Raw genomic sequence first — 18,443 nt, forward strand, 5'->3', positions numbered from 1 at the left:
TAAAGTAAGATTTTATCGACAACGGCCGCTTATACGCGGCCTGATGCTACAAAATTTATCTTTATCCTCTTCAGTCCCTCTCTTCCGGTCTGGCCCCCCTCCCTGTTCGCCGGCGATGGTTAATCTTCAGACAAACACCGCGCTGATTAAAAAACAGACAGCTAAATTAGGTTTACTTGACTGTTTCAACCATCATCAGTCCATCTTTCTTTACTAAATAATTTAATCATTACGCGGGTAAACAATGAAAATGGAACTGTATTACGCACAGAGTAAAACGCCTTTCCAGTCATTAGCATCGGAATAGGCTCAATATGCAGCATGAAATAGCAGATACAGGGCTGTTCACGTCAGCCTCTGCCATCTGAAAGAAAATTCCTCCTTTAACGCTCCAAAGCCCACTGCTGCCCTTCAAAACAAACCGGGAGAGGAGTACATTGTGCAATGTTTAGTTTTCCACGGCAGGAAACCGCTTCTGCCAGTCAAGGCGACAGAGATGACCCCAATTGATAAATCCAGCAAACTGGATAACGTGTGTTACGACATTCGCGGCCCGGTGCTCAAAGAAGCAAAACGCCTCGAAGAAGAAGGCAATAAAGTTCTTAAACTGAATATCGGCAACCCTGCCCCCTTCGGTTTTGAAGCCCCGGATGAAATCCTCGTTGATGTGATCCGCAATCTGCCAGGTGCGCAGGGTTACTGTGATTCGAAAGGGCTCTATTCCGCCCGCAAAGCGATCATGCAGCACTACCAGGCGCGCGGCATGCGTGATATCACGGTAGAAGACATTTACATTGGTAACGGTGTCTCAGAGCTGATCGTACAGTCCATGCAGGCGCTGCTGAACAGCGGCGACGAAATGCTGGTACCGGCCCCGGATTATCCACTGTGGACCGCCGCCGTCTCACTGTCCGGCGGTAAAGCCGTGCACTACCTGTGTGATGAGTCCGCAGGCTGGTTCCCGGACCTCGACGATATTCGCAGCAAAATCACCCCGCGTACGCGCGGTATCGTGATCATCAACCCGAATAACCCGACCGGTGCCGTCTACAGCAAAGAATTGCTGATGGAAGTGGTTGAACTGGCTCGCCAGCACAACCTGATTATTTTTGCCGATGAGATCTACGACAAGATCCTTTACGATGTTGCCCAGCACCACTCTATTGCCGCCCTGGCTCCCGACCTGCTGACCATCACCTTTAACGGGTTGTCTAAAACCTACCGCGTGGCGGGTTTCCGTCAGGGCTGGATGGTACTGAACGGGCCGAAGAAACATGCTAAGGGCTATATCGAAGGACTGGAGATGCTGGCCTCAATGCGTCTGTGCGCGAATGTCCCGGCCCAGCATGCTATTCAGACGGCGCTGGGGGGTTATCAGAGCATCAGTGAGTTTATTCAGCCCGGCGGCCGCCTGTATGAACAACGTAACCGTGCGTGGGAGCTGATTAACGAGATCCCGGGGGTCAGCTGTGTGAAGCCACAGGGGGCTCTGTATATGTTCCCGAAAATCGACGCGAAAAAATTCAACATCCACGACGATCAGAAAATGGTTCTCGATTTCCTGCTGCAGGAAAAAGTACTGCTGGTACAGGGTACGGCCTTTAACTGGCCGTGGCCGGACCACGTGCGTATCGTCACTCTGCCCCGCGTGGATGAGCTGGAGATGGCTATCAATAAATTTGGCCGTTTCCTCGGCGGATACCGCCAGCTGTAATCTTCTCCCCGAAGAGTGGCTCAGGCCGCTCTTCGCATTGTGAAGTAAGGGAAAAAGACCATGAACCAGAGCCACTTCTTTGCTCACCTCTCCCGTCTGAAACTGATCAATCGTTGGCCACTGATGCGCAACGTGCGCACGGAAAACGTCTCAGAGCACAGCCTGCAGGTCGCCATGGTCGCGCACGCGCTGGCCTTGATTAAAAATAAAAAATTTAACGGCAACCTCAATGCCGAACGCATCGCGATGATGGCGATTTATCATGACGCCAGCGAAGTGCTGACCGGCGATCTGCCGACCCCGGTGAAGTATTACAACGCGCAGATTGCCCATGAGTACAAGAAAATTGAGAAAATTGCCCAGCAAAAGCTGATTGAGATGCTGCCGGAAGAACTGCGGTCGGCTTATGCTCCGCTGATCGATGAACACCAGCATAGCGAGGCCGAAACGGCCATCGTCAAGCAGGCTGATGCGCTCTGTGCCTACCTGAAATGTCTGGAAGAGCTGTCAGCGGGGAACAATGAGTTTCTGCTGGCGAAGGCCCGGCTGGAAAAAACCCTGGCCCAGCGCCACAGCCCGGAAATGGACTATTTCGTGGAGGTGTTTGTACCGAGCTTCAGCCTGTCGCTGGATGAGATTAGCCAGGAGTCGCTGTAATTTTAAATCGGGCGATTGCCTGCTGTCCGGGCAACGGCAATCGCCCCGTGACATTGCGGCAAAAGTCAGCCAGCAAAAAAACCCCGCAGAGGCGGGGCTGAGATAACTTAATGTCTGCGGTGAACATCCACGCTGCCGTCGGCATTCTTATGGATAATCAGCTCATCCAGCGAGGTGAGCACCATATCGACATCTTCCAGACGCGGCGCATCGGCCGGCACATTGGCGGCAATGACATGGCAGCCAGCGGCAAGACCGGAAAGAATGCCCGCTGCGGCGTCTTCCACCACCACACACTCTTCCGGCTCCAGATCGAGTAACTGGGCCCCCAGCAGATAGGCATCCGGCTCCGGCTTGCCACGCTCCACGCGCTCTGCCGTGACAAACGCGGCGGGTGCGGGTAATCCTGCTGCCGCATGGCGGGCGCTGGCGACCGGTACGGAGCCGGAGGTGACAATGGCCCACGGGATCTCCAGTTCATCCAGGCGAGCCAGCAAGGCTAATGCCCCCGGCAGAGCGATGATGCCGTCGGTATCTTCTGCTTCCAGTTTTTCCAGCGCAGTGAACTCCTGCTGGATGGCCTCAGCGGAGGCACCTGCCATAAAATGGCGCAGTGAGGTAATAGCCTGCTTACCGTGGATAAAGCTCAGCACCTCGTCAGGGGCAATCCCGTGGCGCTGACCCCAGTTTTTCCAGGCACGTTCGACCACCGCAAGGGAGTCGACTAACGTGCCATCCAGATCAAACAGAAAACCTTTACACTTCACTGCATCTTCCTTCTCAGGCGTTGATAACTTGCGCGATCTCGTTCGCACTCAGATGGTACTGTCGGGGACAATTGTGCCACACAGCCAGCATCCGTTGATACTTTTCCCACATCGGAACCTGAGCATTAAAATCGTGGCTGCCGGCTGAAAAGTGTCCATAGCGTCCTTCAACATTCACCAGGAAGCGCACGTAGCCAAGGTAGCGCCCTTCTGTCGCCGCATCAAAGCCGAGGAAAACCAGGCGCCGCGCCTCCACGGTTTGTGGCTCTTTCAGATTAGTCCAGGACACATGGAGCGCATGATACATCTCCATCATGGCCACCAGCGTACGACACTCTGCTTCCGGTAGCTGGCTGAATTCGTTATCCAGCTCACGCAGCTGAAGCCCGTAACCGCGCTCGACAATAGTCTGATAGCGGCGATGGCGCGCCGCGTTCTCCGGGTCAAGCATGGCCATGAGCTGATACTGATTAGAAAGAATTAAACGCTGGGCATGGGACATATCCATTTGGGGCTCCTCGGCCACGGGGGCAGTCTGAAAGTCACAAAAGGATCGCACAGCGCAGGGAGAGGCTTCTTTGACGTAAAGCGGGTTTCCTCTGGTTTGAGAAGAGGAAACCCGTGACAAAATCAAAGATCGTCGAGGAAGGTTTTATCCAGCTGTTTGAAAGCGCGTTTCAGCACGTCAGCCAGCGACTGATAGGTGGGTTTGCCCTCAACGGGGGCAATCGCCTGCCCTGCTTCCTGCAGCTTACCGCGGACGTCATGGAACCAGCCGAGGAGAGAGGGCGGCAGCGGGGTCACTGAACGCCTGCCCAGCCACCACAGCCCCTGCATCGGCAGGCTGCAGGCAAACAGTGCGGTGGTCACCGCCGGGCCCAGCTGGCCGCCGAGTGCAATTTGCCAGGTGAGGGTAAAAATCGCCACCGGGGGCATAATACGGATAGCAAAACGCGTGGCGCGCGTTACTCTGTTTTCAGGAAACATGGGCGCAAGGCGTTTATCGACAGGCCACGTTTTCATATAATGCTGCCCGTGCTGGAACAGCTTGAACCAACCGACACTGCCGGAGTCATTTGCCATGTCTGACCTCAACTTCAGAGATAAATATTAAAATAAAACTGTAACTCACCAACTTTACCTAACATGATTCAAAATATTTTGTCTTTACGAGTGACACTGGTTTATCCTGTGCGCGTTTTATACCCGTCATGTTGGGTAAACACCCTGGACTGCGAGCAATCCTGGTCAACAATCAGACAAGCCATGATGAAGCAGACGACATTTAAAAAAATCTTATAGCATTTCAATTTTTTTTTGCTTTCGGACAAAACTTATCGGAAGCCTGACGTTCATCATTAATGTACCAGCTTTCATGCGCTACGCTGATAGTCTGTTTGACTTTTATTTCGCCACTTTTAATAAATAGGACTTTCCATGTCGAGTAAGTTAGTACTGGTTCTGAACTGCGGTAGCTCTTCCCTGAAATTTGCCATTATCGACCCGGCAAACGGCGATGAGTACCTGTCAGGTTTAGCTGAATGCTTCCACCTGCCGGAAGCCCGCATCAAGTGGAAACTGGACGGCGCTAAACAGGAAGCGGCTCTGGGTGCTGGCGCAGCGCACAGTGAAGCACTGAACTTCATGGTTAAAACTATTCTGGCACAAAAACCAGAACTGTCGGCACAAATCGTTGCAATCGGTCATCGTATCGTACACGGCGGCGAAAAGTTAACGCAGTCAGTGGTGATTGACGAGTCAGTTATCCAGGGTATCAAAGATGCGTCCTCTTTTGCACCGCTGCATAACCCGGCGCACCTGATCGGTATCGATGAAGCGCTGAAAAACTTCCCACACCTGTCAGATAAAAATGTCGCTGTTTTCGATACGGCTTTCCATCAGACAATGCCGGAAGAATCTTATCTCTACGCCCTGCCGTACAAACTGTATAAAGAGCACGGCGTTCGTCGCTACGGCGCGCACGGCACCAGCCACTTCTATGTTACTCAGGAAGCAGCGAAAGCCCTGAATAAGCCGGTGTCAGAACTGAACATCATCACCTGCCACCTGGGCAATGGCGGATCGGTCTCCGCAATCCGTAACGGCGAGTGCGTGGACACCTCCATGGGTCTGACCCCGCTGGAAGGCCTTGTCATGGGCACCCGCAGCGGCGATATCGACCCGGCGATCATCTTCTTCCTGCACGATACTCTGGGTATGAGCGTCGATGCCATCAACAAACTGCTGACCAAAGAGTCTGGCCTGCTGGGTCTGACCGAAGTGACCAGCGACTGCCGTTACGTTGAAGATAACTACGCCACCAAAGCTGACGCGAAGCGTGCCATGGACGTATTCTGCCACCGCCTGGCGAAATACATCGGCTCTTACACCGCGCTGATGGATGGCCGCCTTGACGCCGTGATCTTCACCGGTGGTATCGGTGAGAATGCCGCGATGGTGCGCGAACTGTCCCTGGCCAAACTGGCACTGCTGGGCTTCGAGGTTGATCACGAGCGCAACCTGGCCGCACGCTTCGGCAAATCAGGCTTCATTAACAAAGAAGGCACCCGCCCGGCGATCGTTATTCCGACCAACGAAGAATTGGTTATCGCGCAGGACGCCAGCCGCCTGACCGCATAAAAACCGTTACGCTCCGTCAGCTCAGGCTGGCGGGGTTGTTTCAGAGACCATTTTATTTAGCTCACTATTTCGCGTCCCCTCGGGGCCTGCTTGTGGTACAGGAAGGCGGCAAACGCACCTGTAGCGTGGAATATAACGCTATCGGAGGTACAACGTGTCCCGAACTATCATGCTTATCCCTACTGGCACCAGCGTCGGCCTGACCAGCGTCAGCTTGGGTGTTATCCGTGCAATGGAACGTAAAGGCGTGCGTCTCAGCGTTTTCAAACCCATCGCCCAGCCACGTGCCGGCGGCGACAGCCCTGACCAGACCACCACAATCATTCGTAAAAACTCCAGCATCCCGGCCGCTGAACCGCTGCCGATGAGCCGCGTGGAGTCGCTGCTCGGTTCCAACCAGCAGGACGTGCTGATGGAAGAGATCATCGCCCGCTACCATGAAAATACCAAAGATGCCGAAGTGGTGCTGGTAGAAGGTCTGGTGCCCACGCGTAAACATCAGTTCGCCAATGCGCTGAACTATGAAATCGCCAAGACACTGAATGCGGAAATCGTCTTCGTGATGGCGCTGGGTAACGACTCAGCGGCCCAGCTGAAAGAGCGTATTGAACTGACGCAAAGCAGCTTTGGCGGCAGTAAGAATAAAAGCATTACCGGCGTCATTATTAACAAACTGAATGCTCCGGTTGACGATCAGGGGCGCACCCGCCCGGACCTGTCAGAAATTTTCGATGACTCCAACAAAGCCAGCGTCGCCAATATCGATCCTAAGCAGCTGTTCGCTAACAGCCCGCTGCCCGTGCTGGGCTGTGTGCCGTGGAGCTTCGAGCTGATCGCCACCCGCGCCATCGATATGTGTCGTCACCTGAATGCACGCGTGATCAACGAAGGCGATATCGCGACCCGCCGCGTGAAATCCGTGACCTTCTGCGCCCGCAGCCTGCCACACATGCTGGAACATTTCCGTCCGGGCTCCCTGCTGGTCACCTCGGCTGACCGCCCGGACGTGCTGGTCGCCGCCTGCCTGGCGGCCATGAACGGCATTGAAATTGGTGCCATTCTGCTGACCGGTGGCTACGCCATTGATGCGCCGATCCAGAAGCTGTGTGAGCGTGCCTTCCAGACTGGCCTGCCGGTCTTTATGGTCGACACCAACACCTGGCAGACCTCTCTCAGCCTGCAGAGCTTCAACCTTGAAGTGCCAAGCGACGATACCCAGCGTATTGAGCGCGTACAGGAATATGTCGCCAGCCATATCAATGCGGACTGGATTGAATCGCTGACCGCTGAATCTGAGCGCAGCCGCCGCCTGTCACCGCCGGCCTTCCGCTATCAGCTGACCGAGCTGGCACGCAAAGCGGGCAAACGTATCGTCCTGCCGGAAGGCGACGAGCCGCGTACCGTAAAAGCGGCGGCTATCTGTGCTGAACGTGGTATCGCCACCTGTATCCTGCTGGGTAACCCGGAAGAGATCCAGCGCGTTGCCGCCGCACAGGGCGTTGAACTGGGCAAAGGCATCGAGATTGTCGACCCGGCCGTGGCGCGTGAAAACTATGTGGCCCGCCTGGTTGAGCTGCGTAAGAGCAAGGGCATGACCGAAGTGGTCGCGCAGGAGCAGCTGGAAGATAACGTGATGCTCGGCACTATGATGCTGGAGCGCGGTGAAGTGGACGGTCTGGTATCCGGTGCTGTTCACACCACCGCCAACACCATTCGTCCACCGTTACAGCTGATCAAAACCGCCCCGAACAGTTCACTGGTTTCTTCCGTGTTCTTTATGCTGCTGCCGGAACAGGTGCTGGTATACGGTGACTGCGCCATTAACCCGGATCCAAACCCGGAGCAGCTGGCAGAAATTGCTATCCAGTCTGCCGACTCTGCGCTGGCGTTCGGCATCGAACCTCGCGTAGCGATGATCTCTTACTCCACCGGTACCTCCGGTGCCGGTAGCGACGTAGAGAAAGTGCGTGAAGCGACCCGTATCGCCCAGGAGAAACGTCCTGACCTGGTGATCGACGGTCCGCTGCAGTACGACGCCGCGATCATGGCCGATGTGGCCAAATCTAAGGCCCCTAATTCACCGGTAGCCGGTCGCGCCACCGTGTTTATCTTCCCGGACCTGAACACCGGTAATACCACCTACAAAGCCGTACAGCGCTCTGCTGACCTGATCTCCATCGGGCCAATGCTGCAGGGGATGCGCAAGCCGGTGAATGACCTGTCACGCGGTGCCCTGGTAGACGATATCGTTTACACCATCGCCCTGACCGCCATTCAGTCGAAACAGGCCGAAGGCTAAACGCGCGGGGTAACCCGCAGGCAACAGGGCGGACCTTCACAGGTTCGCCCTTTTTTTTGCCTATGACATACACTATCCGTTACGTCGGCTATGCCTGCCCCCTGATGACGTCGCGGGCGGGCGTGCCGTATTGCTAAACAGGCAGGACAGAATAAACATGCGTCTGGAACCCGCCCCACGGCGGCGACAGAGACGTTGAGAAAACGCGAAATACCGGATGAGGTGATACCATGAGCAACAGTGAAACAGAGCAGCGCCGTCTGAACGCCACGCCGCGTGGGGTCGGTGTAATGTGTGATTTCTACGCGGTTAAAGCGGAAAATGCCACGCTGTGGGATCATCAGGGCCGGGAATATATCGACTTTACCGCAGGCATTGCCGTACTCAACACCGGGCACCGCCATCCTAAGGTGATGGCGGCCGTCAGAGAACAGCTGGCGTGCTTCACCCACACCGCCTTCCAGGTGATCCCGTACGAGAACTACATCGCCCTTGCCGAAGCGCTGAATGCACGAGTGCCGATCAACGGCCCCTGTAAAACCACCTTCTTTACCAGCGGCGCTGAGGCAGTGGAAAACGCGGTAAAAATCGCCCGCGCCGCTACCGGGCGTCCGGGTGTGATTGCCTTCAGCGGGGCTTTCCACGGCCGGACGATGATGACCATGGGCCTGACCGGCAAGGTGACGCCCTACAAAACCGGTTTTGGCCCGTTCCCGGGGTCGGTTTTCCATGCCCGTTATCCGAACGCCCTGCACGGAGTTAGCGTGGACGAGGCGATGGCCAGCCTGGAGAACCTGTTTAAATGTGATATCAGCCCGCAGCAGGTGGCGGCGATTATCTATGAGCCCATTCAGGGGGAAGGCGGTTTCAATATTGCGCCCGGGGAGTTCGTCAGCGCCCTGCGTACGCTGTGCGACCGGCACGGTATTGTGATGATTGCGGACGAGATCCAGAGTGGCTTTGCACGCTGCGGCAAACTGTTTGCCAGCGACTACTACCCGGATGCCAGACCTGATCTGATGACCATGGCAAAAAGCCTGGGGGGCGGGCTGCCCATATCGGCGGTATCCGGCCGCGCTGAACTGATGGATGCCCCGGAGCCCGGCGGCCTGGGCGGTACCTATGCCGGCAACCCTCTGGCGATCGCCGCTTCGCTGGCGGTGCTGGAAGTGATTGAAGAAGAACAGCTGTGCGATCGTGCCCTGCGCCTGGGGGCCTGGCTGGAGGAAACGCTGAACGCCAGCGGACATCCCGCGCTGGCTGAAGTCCGTGCCCGTGGTTCAATGGTGGCCGCTGAGTTTAACGATCCGCTGACCGGCGCCCCCTCCCCCGCCATCGCGCGCGATATTCAGCAGCGCGCACTGGAACAGGGTCTGATCCTGCTGACCTGCGGCGTCTATGGCAATGTGATCCGCTTCCTTTATCCACTGACCATTCCCGATGCGCAGTTTAAAACCGCCCTCAACGTTCTTTCGGATTTATTGCGGCGCTGATATCGGTGAGGCAGACCGGAAGGGCTGCAGTGAGAAAGGGATCAACGTGGCGCAGGGGATCTGCGCCACGGGGGGGATCAGTCGTAACGGCCTGACTCGTTATTACGCGTCAGCCACAGCGACAGCGCCTTCAGCGAGTCGTTGGTAAACTCGTCGCAGCGGGCAGTGATTTCCTCTGGTGTCATCCAGAAGATCTCATCCACTTCATCTTCCTGCATGGCAAACGGGCCGTGTGACACACAGCTGAATAAACCGCCCCACACGCGACAGTGTTCATCTTCGTAATAGAACTGCCCGTGTTCGGCAAACGGTACGTCGGCAATGCCCAGCTCCTCTTCCGCTTCGCGCCGTGCGGACCCCAGCATCTCTTCACCCGCCTGCACTACGCCCCCGGCGGTGGCATCCAGCATGCCTGGCATAAAGTCTTTGGTCTCAGTACGACGCTGCACCAGAATTTTGCCCATACCATCGTGAACCACGATGTAGGTTGCGCGATGGCGCAAACACTGCGCACGCATCTGCACACGGCTGGACTGTGCAATGACCTCGTTATCTTCACTAACGATATCCACCCACTCCGTGCCCTGATCTTGCTCCACCATCCGTAACCCTTTTTGTTCTGGCGCCTGGCGCACAGTTGAATCAAACGTTTTCGCGCACGATTGTGCGATCCGCCCTAAATTAATGTGTAACGCGTTGCGACGCAATCATCAATTTGTGCTCATCTGCGGGCAACCTTTGCCGACTCGGCCAGCCACAGCTGAACCGAAGCACGCTGCCACTGAAAATGCGCATACTCTGCCAGACGTGATGGCAGCGGATCGCCGTGCAGTGCCAGACGGTTCAGCATCACCGCCAGGTCAGTATCCGCAATTGACCACTCGCCATACAGGTTATGCTGGCCCTCTGGCAGCAAACGCCCAACCGCATCGATCAGCTTTGCGGCCGCCTGCTGGCCGGCGGCATCCAGCGGTGCAAAACGCTCACCGGCAAACATCACCTCCGTCGGCCGCTGCTGGCGGATTGGCATAAAATCACTGCGCAGCCAGGCCTGAATCTCACGCGCTTTGGCCCTTTTTTCGCTATCACGCGGATACAGACGCTCATGGTCTGGCGCCGGGAAACGGTCTTCCAGGTATTCCGTAATGGCCGAAGACTCCGACAGCACGAAGCTGTCCACCTGTAGCGTTGGCACGCGCTGCGTCAGCGATACCTGGCTGTACGCCGGCTGGTGATGCTCCTGAGTCGCCAGATCCACCGGCTTCAGGGTAAAGGGCAGGCCTTTTTCACGCAGGGCAACATACACCGACATCACATACGGGCTAAAAAATCGGGAATCTGACCACAGCAGGATCGGGGGGTAGCTCATCAGGACGTCCTCTGACGTTCACGGATAGGAACATCCTGTTTACCGATTTTTTCCGCCGAAGGCAATCTCCAGAAGGGTTATGTTTTCTCTTTCAGAACACGTGACATCCGCGCCTGCCCGTGCGCGGGGTCACGCGCAATCCTGCCATCTTATCCTATGCTGAATGCAGGGTAACTTACTGGCATCTTGGAGGATAAACCGCATGCATATTCTGATTACCGGCGGTACAGGGCTGATTGGACGCCCGCTCATCGACCAACTGCTCCAGGCAGGCCACCAGATCAGCGTGGTGACACGTGATGTCGCCGCCGCCCGGCACAGCCTGAGTGACAGGGTCAGCCTGTGGTCAGGGCTGGATCAGCAGCAGGATTTGAACGGTATTGATGCCGTGATCAACCTGGCCGGAGAGTCTATTGCCGCAAAACGCTGGAGCGAGCCGCAGAAACGGCGGCTGTGCGACAGCCGCTGGCAGATCACCCAGCGTCTGGCTGAACTGATCCTGGCCAGCAGCACACCGCCTGCCGTGCTGATTTCAGGCTCGGCTACAGGTTTCTACGGCGACAGCGGCGACCCGATCGTAACCGAAGACGACCCCGGACATGCCGAGTTTACCCATGCGCTCTGCGCCCGCTGGGAACAGCTGGCCCTGCAGGCGCAAAGTGAGCGCACCCGCGTCTGTCTGTTGCGAACCGGCGTGGTGCTGTCTGAGAAAGGGGGGGCGCTGGAGAAGATGAAGCTGCCCTTTAAGCTCGGCATCGGCGGGCCGCTGGGTGACGGTAAACAGTATTTACCCTGGGTACATCTGGAGGATGCGGTAAATGGCATTATCTGGTTGCTGGATCATCCTGAACTGGACGGCCCCTTTAACCTTGTGGCCCCCTACGCGGTTCGCAACGAGCAGTTTGCCGCCGCGCTGGGTAAAGCGATGCACCGTCCGGCGTTTATGCGCACGCCCGCAGCGGCGATCCGCCTGATGATGGGGGAGTCCTCGGTACTGGTCCTCGGCGGGCAGCATGTGGTACCGCAGCGGCTTGAGGCGTCGGGGTTTCGTTTTCGCTGGTATGAGTTAGACAAAGCGCTGGCGGATGTGATCCCGTAAGGGACGATCCTTTATTCACCGCAGGCGAAAGCAGGCGGGTCGGTCACGGGCGGACCGCAACAGAAGGTCCGCCCCTGGTGAGTGATATTATTTCAACGCGCCTGACAGAAACTGCTGCAGTCGCGTACTCTTCGGCTGATTGAACACCTCTTCAGGCGGCCCCTCCTCCTCAATTTTCCCCTGATGCAGGAAAATCACATGGCTCGACACATGACGCGCAAACTCCATCTCGTGCGTGACCACGACCATGGTTTTCCCCTCCTCCGCCAGCTTCTGCATAATGCGCAGCACCTCACCCACCAGCTCCGGGTCAAGCGCAGAGGTCGGTTCATCAAACAGCAGCACTTCAGGCTCCATCGCCAGCGCACGGGCAATAGATACACGCTGCTGCTGGCCGCCTGACAGGTGCACCGGATACTTGGCGCGGGCACGCTCGTCAATCCCCACCTTGTCGAGATAGCGGATAGCGCGGTCACGGGCTTCGGCCTTGCTTAAGCCCAGCACCTGCACCGGGGCTTCCATCACGTTCTCCAGCACCGTCATATGGCTCCAGAGGTTGAAGTGCTGGAACACCATCGTCAGTCGGGTCCGCAGCATCCGCAGCTGTTCTTTATTGGAGACTTTCAGCTGGCCATCGGTATCGCGGACCAGATTGATATTCTGGTTGTTCACCGAAATGGTGCCTTCGCTCGGTTTTTCGAGGAAGTTAATACAGCGCAGGAAGGTACTCTTGCCGGAGCCGGATGAACCGATAATACTGATCACATCTCCGGCATTTGCCTGCAGCGAAACCCCCTTCAGCACCTCATGCTCACCGTAACGTTTATGCAGCTCGGTGACGCTTAATTTATTATCAGCCATGGTGTTTTACTCAATGTGAAGAGGAAGGTTTAACGTGCGCCAGCCAGCGTTTTTCCGCTTTACGGAACAGACTAATCAACACATAGGAAATAATCAGATACAGCACAGCCGCTATGCCAAAAGCAATAAATGGCTGATAGGTGGCTGAGTTAATATCGCGGGCCACTTTCAGCAGGTCAGGCACCGTCGCGGTAAACGCCAGCGCCGTAGAGTGCAGCATCAGGATCACTTCATTACTGTAAGCCGGCAATGCGGAGCGCAGCGCGGAAGGCATGATAATGCAACGATAGAGTTTGAAAGTGGAAAAGCCATATGCACGCGCGGCCTCGATCTCGCCGTGCGGCACGGAACGAATGGCACCGGCAAAGATTTCCGTGGTGTAAGCACAGGTGTTGAGCGTCAGCGCCAGCAGCGTACAGTTCAGCCCGCTGCGGAAGAAAGCATTCAGCATCTCGGTGCCTTTCACGACTTCCAGCGTGTACATCCCGGAGTAGAACACCAGCAGCTGAACATACAGCGGCGTGCCGCGAAAAATATAAGTAAACAGCCACACCGGAAAACGGATGGCTCTGATGGGGGACACGCGGGCTATCGACATCAGCACCGCCATGCAGCCGCCCAGTACCACGGATACCACCAGCAGCCAGAGCGTGATGGCCACGCCGGAGAAGCGGTAACCGTCGGTCCACAGCAGGGCTTTCCAGTACTCCTGAATAATCTCAATCATAGATCAGCCCTTTTCACACCCACCGTATAACGACGTTCCAGCCACCACAGCACTCCGTTGGAGAGCGTGGTAAAGATCAGGTAGATAACGCCCGCAACAATCGCGAAATAGAACGGTTCCCAGGTCGATTTGCCGGCCAGCTGCGTAGCTTTTACCACGTCTTCCAGCCCCAGAAGCGACACCAGCGCCGTGGCCTTCAGGATCACCTGCCAGTTGTTGCCAATACCCGGTAACGCAAAGCGCATCATGCCAGGGAACAGCACGCGACGAAAGGTTTGGGAACGGGTAAAACCGAAGGCCGTGGCGGCTTCGATCTGCCCTTTCGGCACCGCCATATAGGCTCCGCGAAAGGTTTCGGTGAAATAGGCTCCGTAGATAAAGCCCAGAGTAATAATCCCGGCGACCATCGGATCGATATCGAACTGCGACAGGCCGAGGAAATCCGTGACCTGATTCAGTGCAATCTGCAGACCATAGAAGATTAGTAGCATCAGAACCAGGTCCGGCACGCCGCGGATCAGCGTGGTGTATCCTTCAAATATAATGACCAGCACACGGCTGTTGGAGAGTTTGGCCCCGGCGCCAATCAATCCAAGCACCACGGCGAACACCACCGAGCTGAGAGCCAGCTCCAGGGTCACCATCGCGCCTTTAAAAATGACTTCAGAGTAGCCATACAGCATAAGCACATCCTGTCTTTCTATCTTAATCTTACGAACAGCCGCCCCACCGCCGCTGGCGGTGGGGCCTGCAGACAGGTTTTTACTTAACCGCCGTACACGTCAAAATCGAAGTATTTTTTAGCTAATTTGTCGTAGGTGCCATCTTTGCGCATTTCATCGAACGCTTTATCGATAGCGGCTTTCAGCTCAGGATTATCCTTGCTCATGCCCATACCGGTGCCCACACCGAAGATTTTCTCATCTTTCACTGCCGGGCCGGCGAACGCATACTCTTTACCGGCGGGCTGCTTGAGGAAGCCTTCGCTGGCAGCCACTTCATCCTGGAAGGCGGCATCAATACGGCCTGCGGTCAGATCCTGATACACCAGGTCCTGGTTTGCATAAGGAGTGACCGTCACGCCTTTTGGCCGCCAGTTATCGTTAGCGTAGGTTTCCTGCGTGGTGCCCTGCAGCAGACCAATGGTTTTGCCCTTCAGGGAGTCGAGGGTTGGCTGAATTTTAGAGCCTTTCGGTGCAATCAGGCGGGAGTTTGCTGCATACAGTTTTTCAGAGAAGGCTATCTCCTGCTGGCGTTTTTCAGTAATCGACAGGGAGGAGATGATGGCATCAATCTTCTTCGCTTTCAGCGACGGGATCAGCGCATCAAAGTCGCTTTCCACAAACGTACACTTGGTCTCCATACGTTTACAGATTTCGGTCGCCAGATCGATATCAAAACCGACCAGCTGACCCTGCGCATTTTTCATTTCGAACGGGGCGTAAGTCGGATCAGTACCGATACGCAGTGTTTTTGGACCGGCAGCAAACGCGCTGCCTGCAGCTGTGATGGACATTAACAGGGAGAGAGCCAGGACCTGCTTTTTCATAAACTATCCTCAGTTTCGAATATTATTTTTTATGTTCGTGATGTTTCTGCACAGTGAGATGCACAATACAATTAGCAGGTTCCGTGCCACATTTTGTGGCAAAGGGCTGTTTATATCGCAGGATGCCCCAGACACCGTGATGACTCAGTTTGCAGGGAAATTTATAGCAGATTTGTTAGCAGGCAGGGGGAACAATGTTTCATGTTGGTGCACAACTTGCACGAAAAGCGATTCAGCACCAACATTTGCACGTTAACAGTGCATGATAACGCAGGTTATGCACCTTGCCAGCGCGTGAAGAGATCCTCATCCAGCTCAATATCGAACTGGTCCAGCACGCGGTTCACCGTCTGGTCGACAATATCCATCACATTTTGTGGGCGGTGATAAAAAGCCGGTACCGGCGGCATAATAATGGCACCCAGTTCAGCAGCGGTGGTCATCATGCGCAGATGCCCCAGATGCAGGGGGGTTTCACGTACGCACAGCACCAGACGGCGGCGCTCTTTGAGCACCACATCGGCGGCACGCGTCAGCAGGCCATCACTGTAGCTGTGAACAATGCCAGACAGAGTCTTCATCGAACAGGGAAGAATGGCCATACCGTCGGTTTTATAGGAGCCCGACGAGATGCTGGCCGCAATATCGCGCGCATCATGAACCACATCGGCCAGCGCCTGCACCTGACGCAGGGAATAGTCGCTTTCCAGCGCCAGCGTCTGACGCGCAGCCTGGCTCATTATCAGGTGCGTCTCTACCCCGCTCACCTGCTGCAAGATTTGCAGCGTGCGGATGCCGTAAATCACCCCGCTGGCGCCAGAGATGCCAATAATGAGTCGCTTCATAGATAATCCTTAAAAAAAATGGGCCGGAATCGCTTCCGGCCCATCTTAGCCTAAATACCCTGAACAGTTCGAGTTAGATAACGGCGGCTTCCCGGCAGCACAGACCACGCTTCACCGGGGTGAGCAAACGCCACCCGGCGTCAACAGTCTTTGCCCGATGACGGGGTTTAGCCTTCGTTATGCATTTCCAGATTTTCAGTCTCGTTCTGACGCTGCATCGCTTTCGCATCGTCATTACGCAATGACTGCAGATACTCAAGGTACTGCTGGTCGACGTCTTTCGTTACGTAGATACCATCGAACACCGAGCATTCAAACTGGGCAATATCCGGGTTCTCTTCACGCACCGCTTCAATCAGGTCGCTCAAATCCTGGAAGATCAGCGCATCGGCACCGATCAGCTGGCGGATCTCTTCCACTTCGCGGCCGTGAGCGATCAGCTCAGTGGCGCTCGGCATATCAATGCCGTAGACGTTCGGGAAGCGAATTTCCGGTGCCGCAGAGGCAAGGTAAACCTTTTTCGCCCCGGCTTCCCGCGCCATTTCGATAATCTGCTCAGAGGTGGTGCCGCGCACGATGGAGTCATCCACCAGCAGGACGTTTTTACCCCGGAATTCAGCACGGTTGGCGTTAAGCTTGCGGCGGACCGCGCTGCGACGCAGGTGCTGGCCCGGCATGATAAAGGTACGTCCCACGTAGCGGTTCTTCACAAAGCCCTGACGGTATGGCTTGTCGAGAATACGTGCCATCTCCAGGGCGATATCGCAGGAGGTTTCCGGGATCGGGATCACCACGTCGATATCCAGATCTTCCCATTCGCGGGCGATCTTGGCACCGAGCTTAGTCCCCATGCGCACGCGGGCGCTGTACACCGAAATCTTGTCGAGGAAGGAATCCGGACGTGCAAAGTACACATACTCGAACAGGCACGGGTTCCACTTTGGATTCTCAGCACACTGCCGGGTAGAGAGCTGGCCCTTTTCAGTCACGTAAACGGCTTCACCCGGTGCCACATCGCGCAGGAATTCAAAACCGAGTGTATCCAGCGCCACGCTTTCGGAGGCCACCATATACTCGATGCGGCCGTCGGCCATGGCGCGTTTGCCAATGACCAGCGGGCGAATACCGTTAGGATCGCGGAAGGCCACCAGGCCGTGGCCGATGATCATCGCAACGCAGGCGTATGCCCCGCGCACGCGCTGATGCACGGCGGCCACCGCAGAGAAGATGTTTTCTGCTTCCAGCGGGTCATGCTGGAAGCGATCGATTTCCTGCGCAAAGATATTCAGCAGGATTTCGGAATCCGAAGTGGTATTAACATGCCGGCGTCCGGTTTCGAACAGCTCTTTGCGCAGCTCGTGGGCGTTGGTCAGGTTGCCGTTATGGGCAAGGGTAATACCGTAGGGGGAGTTCACATAGAAAGGCTGGGCTTCAGAAGCGCTGGAGCTTCCTGCCGTTGGGTAACGCACGTGGCCGATACCCATGTTGCCCTGCATACGCTGCATGTGGCGGGCTTCAAATACATCGCTGACCAGGCCGTTTGCTTTACGCAGACGGAAGCAATTCAATGCATCAATGGTAACGATGCCTGCGGCATCCTGCCCACGGTGCTGAAGCACCGTTAACGCGTCATAAATCGACTGGTTGACCGGTGCAAAACCGGCGATCCCGACAATACCGCACATATTGACATTTCCTCATAAGCCGCGACCCCGGTGCGATTACCGGGGCAAAAAACTCGACGTGCTTTTCAGGTAATCAAAAAACCACCTGATGATGCTACTGAACTGAGGGATTAGCTGGGACTGCTGCCAGTCCGGGCTTTTGGAAAAGCCGGTGAATGTGTCGAGGAAAAACAACATGGCTGCCACAATCAGCACGCCGCGTAATGCCCCAAAACAGACGCCGAGGACTCTGTCGGTTCCCGACAGGCCGGTTTTTTCAACCAGCGAACCAATTACATAGTTAACAATGGCCCCGACAATCAGGGTAGCAATGAATAACACCGCAACGGCTATTCCATTTCGAACCAGTTCATCTTCAAATCCGGTGAACCAGACGGCAAGGAAAGAGTAGTAATGACTGGCGACAAAAAATGCGCAACCCCAGGTGACGAGAGAAAGAGCTTCCCGGACAAATCCTCGGATCAGGCTGACGAGAGCCGAAAAACCAATAACCGCAATAATGACGTAATCTATCCAGATCATGAACGCTTCCAGTGACCAAGCCCCTGTCACAGCCTGTATCCCCCTGTTGCACAGTTTCAGGGAGATGCTGCCTCAGTTCGGGGCGAATTCTAACAGAAAAAGAAAACGTTTGCGTAGGGTTTTCCTGGTACGATTTAAATTAACAACGAGGTTAAAAAAAACCCTCCACAGGGGCGGATTGCCCCTGCGAAATCCCCCTACGCAATACCTTGATTT

18 protein-coding genes are annotated in these 18,443 nt (G+C 55.7%); 6 read left to right on the forward strand and 12 right to left on the reverse strand.

What is annotated here, in order from left to right; all coding sequences use genetic code 11:
- Nucleotides 1-496 precede the first annotated feature (496 nt).
- Both ACZ3HG_RS07105 and yfbR read left to right on the forward strand, forming a co-directional pair.
- On the forward strand, nucleotides 497-1,714 hold the full coding sequence (locus ACZ3HG_RS07105; protein ID WP_062742958.1) for a pyridoxal phosphate-dependent aminotransferase: 1,218 nt from the start codon (nucleotides 497-499) through the stop codon (nucleotides 1,712-1,714).
- 60 nt (nucleotides 1,715-1,774) lie between these two features.
- Entirely contained in the window at nucleotides 1,775-2,371 is a 597-nt protein-coding gene (yfbR, locus tag ACZ3HG_RS07110) for a 5'-deoxynucleotidase (protein ID WP_191933008.1), read from the forward strand.
- A gap of 107 nt (nucleotides 2,372-2,478) precedes the next feature.
- On the opposite strand, the gene ACZ3HG_RS07115 is transcribed toward yfbR, so the two are convergent.
- The 3 genes from ACZ3HG_RS07115 to yfbV all read right to left on the reverse strand — a co-directional run bounded on the left by ACZ3HG_RS07115 (nucleotide 2,479) and on the right by yfbV (nucleotide 4,221).
- On the reverse strand, nucleotides 2,479-3,138 hold the full coding sequence (locus ACZ3HG_RS07115) for a sugar phosphatase (RefSeq protein ID WP_191933009.1): 660 nt from the start codon (nucleotides 3,136-3,138) through the stop codon (nucleotides 2,479-2,481).
- Between the two features lie 13 nt (nucleotides 3,139-3,151).
- Nucleotides 3,152-3,646 (reverse strand): YfbU family protein, encoded by a 495-nt coding sequence (locus ACZ3HG_RS07120; protein WP_191933010.1) that lies wholly within the window; start codon nucleotides 3,644-3,646, stop codon nucleotides 3,152-3,154.
- 122 nt (nucleotides 3,647-3,768) lie between these two features.
- The gene (yfbV, locus tag ACZ3HG_RS07125) at nucleotides 3,769-4,221 is read right to left on the reverse strand and encodes a terminus macrodomain insulation protein YfbV (protein ID WP_062742962.1); all 453 of its coding nucleotides are present in this window, start codon (nucleotides 4,219-4,221) and stop codon (nucleotides 3,769-3,771) included.
- 354 nt (nucleotides 4,222-4,575) lie between these two features.
- Between yfbV and ackA the strand changes: the two genes are divergently transcribed.
- From ackA to ACZ3HG_RS07140, 3 genes are all read left to right on the forward strand, one after another.
- Nucleotides 4,576-5,778 carry an acetate kinase gene (ackA, locus tag ACZ3HG_RS07130; RefSeq protein ID WP_191933011.1) on the forward strand — a complete coding sequence of 401 codons (1,203 nt, stop codon included), beginning with the start codon at nucleotides 4,576-4,578 and terminating at the stop codon, nucleotides 5,776-5,778.
- Between the two features lie 154 nt (nucleotides 5,779-5,932).
- Entirely contained in the window at nucleotides 5,933-8,077 is a 2,145-nt protein-coding gene (gene pta, locus ACZ3HG_RS07135; protein ID WP_118663694.1) for a phosphate acetyltransferase, read from the forward strand.
- 230 nt (nucleotides 8,078-8,307) lie between these two features.
- Nucleotides 8,308-9,570, forward strand: a complete 1,263-nt coding sequence (locus tag ACZ3HG_RS07140) for a 4-aminobutyrate--2-oxoglutarate transaminase (RefSeq protein WP_191933012.1) — start codon at nucleotides 8,308-8,310, stop codon at nucleotides 9,568-9,570.
- A 77-nt stretch (nucleotides 9,571-9,647) separates the two neighbouring features.
- Here the strand turns inward: ACZ3HG_RS07140 and yfcD are convergent, their stop codons facing one another.
- Together yfcD and yfcF are read right to left on the reverse strand one after the other, a co-directional pair.
- Nucleotides 9,648-10,172, reverse strand: coding sequence for an NUDIX hydrolase YfcD (gene yfcD, locus ACZ3HG_RS07145; protein WP_465332469.1), 525 nt, complete (start codon nucleotides 10,170-10,172; stop codon nucleotides 9,648-9,650).
- Nucleotides 10,173-10,291: 119 nt separating this feature from the next.
- Nucleotides 10,292-10,939, reverse strand: a complete 648-nt coding sequence (gene yfcF / locus ACZ3HG_RS07150) for a glutathione transferase (RefSeq protein ID WP_191933014.1) — start codon at nucleotides 10,937-10,939, stop codon at nucleotides 10,292-10,294.
- Nucleotides 10,940-11,141: 202 nt separating this feature from the next.
- On the opposite strand from yfcF, the gene ACZ3HG_RS07155 reads away from it, so the two are divergent.
- On the forward strand, nucleotides 11,142-12,038 hold the full coding sequence (locus ACZ3HG_RS07155; RefSeq protein ID WP_191933015.1) for a TIGR01777 family oxidoreductase: 897 nt from the start codon (nucleotides 11,142-11,144) through the stop codon (nucleotides 12,036-12,038).
- An 87-nt stretch (nucleotides 12,039-12,125) separates the two neighbouring features.
- Here ACZ3HG_RS07155 and hisP read toward each other — a convergent pair whose 3' ends face one another.
- From hisP to cvpA, 7 genes are all read right to left on the reverse strand, one after another.
- Nucleotides 12,126-12,899, reverse strand: a complete 774-nt coding sequence (hisP, locus tag ACZ3HG_RS07160; protein ID WP_191933016.1) for a histidine ABC transporter ATP-binding protein HisP — start codon at nucleotides 12,897-12,899, stop codon at nucleotides 12,126-12,128.
- A 10-nt stretch (nucleotides 12,900-12,909) separates the two neighbouring features.
- Entirely contained in the window at nucleotides 12,910-13,626 is a 717-nt protein-coding gene (locus ACZ3HG_RS07165; protein ID WP_062742970.1) for an ABC transporter permease, read from the reverse strand.
- A complete protein-coding gene (locus ACZ3HG_RS07170) occupies nucleotides 13,623-14,309 on the reverse strand; it encodes a histidine ABC transporter permease HisQ (protein WP_191933138.1) in 687 nt (228 codons plus the stop codon). Before ACZ3HG_RS07170 ends, ACZ3HG_RS07165 begins: the two co-directional genes overlap by 4 nt.
- An 83-nt stretch (nucleotides 14,310-14,392) precedes the next feature.
- The gene (argT, locus tag ACZ3HG_RS07175) at nucleotides 14,393-15,175 is read right to left on the reverse strand and encodes a lysine/arginine/ornithine ABC transporter substrate-binding protein ArgT (protein WP_191936642.1); all 783 of its coding nucleotides are present in this window, start codon (nucleotides 15,173-15,175) and stop codon (nucleotides 14,393-14,395) included.
- Between the two features lie 275 nt (nucleotides 15,176-15,450).
- Nucleotides 15,451-16,020, reverse strand: coding sequence for a UbiX family flavin prenyltransferase (locus tag ACZ3HG_RS07180; protein ID WP_062742973.1), 570 nt, complete (start codon nucleotides 16,018-16,020; stop codon nucleotides 15,451-15,453).
- A 167-nt stretch (nucleotides 16,021-16,187) separates the two neighbouring features.
- Nucleotides 16,188-17,705 carry an amidophosphoribosyltransferase gene (gene purF, locus ACZ3HG_RS07185; RefSeq protein ID WP_062742974.1) on the reverse strand — a complete coding sequence of 506 codons (1,518 nt, stop codon included), beginning with the start codon at nucleotides 17,703-17,705 and terminating at the stop codon, nucleotides 16,188-16,190.
- 36 nt (nucleotides 17,706-17,741) lie between these two features.
- On the reverse strand, nucleotides 17,742-18,227 hold the full coding sequence (gene cvpA, locus ACZ3HG_RS07190) for a colicin V production protein (protein ID WP_062742975.1): 486 nt from the start codon (nucleotides 18,225-18,227) through the stop codon (nucleotides 17,742-17,744).
- Between the last annotated feature and the right edge of the window lie 216 nt (nucleotides 18,228-18,443).

The organism is Erwinia sp. PME.40.26/001 (assembly GCF_055556675.1).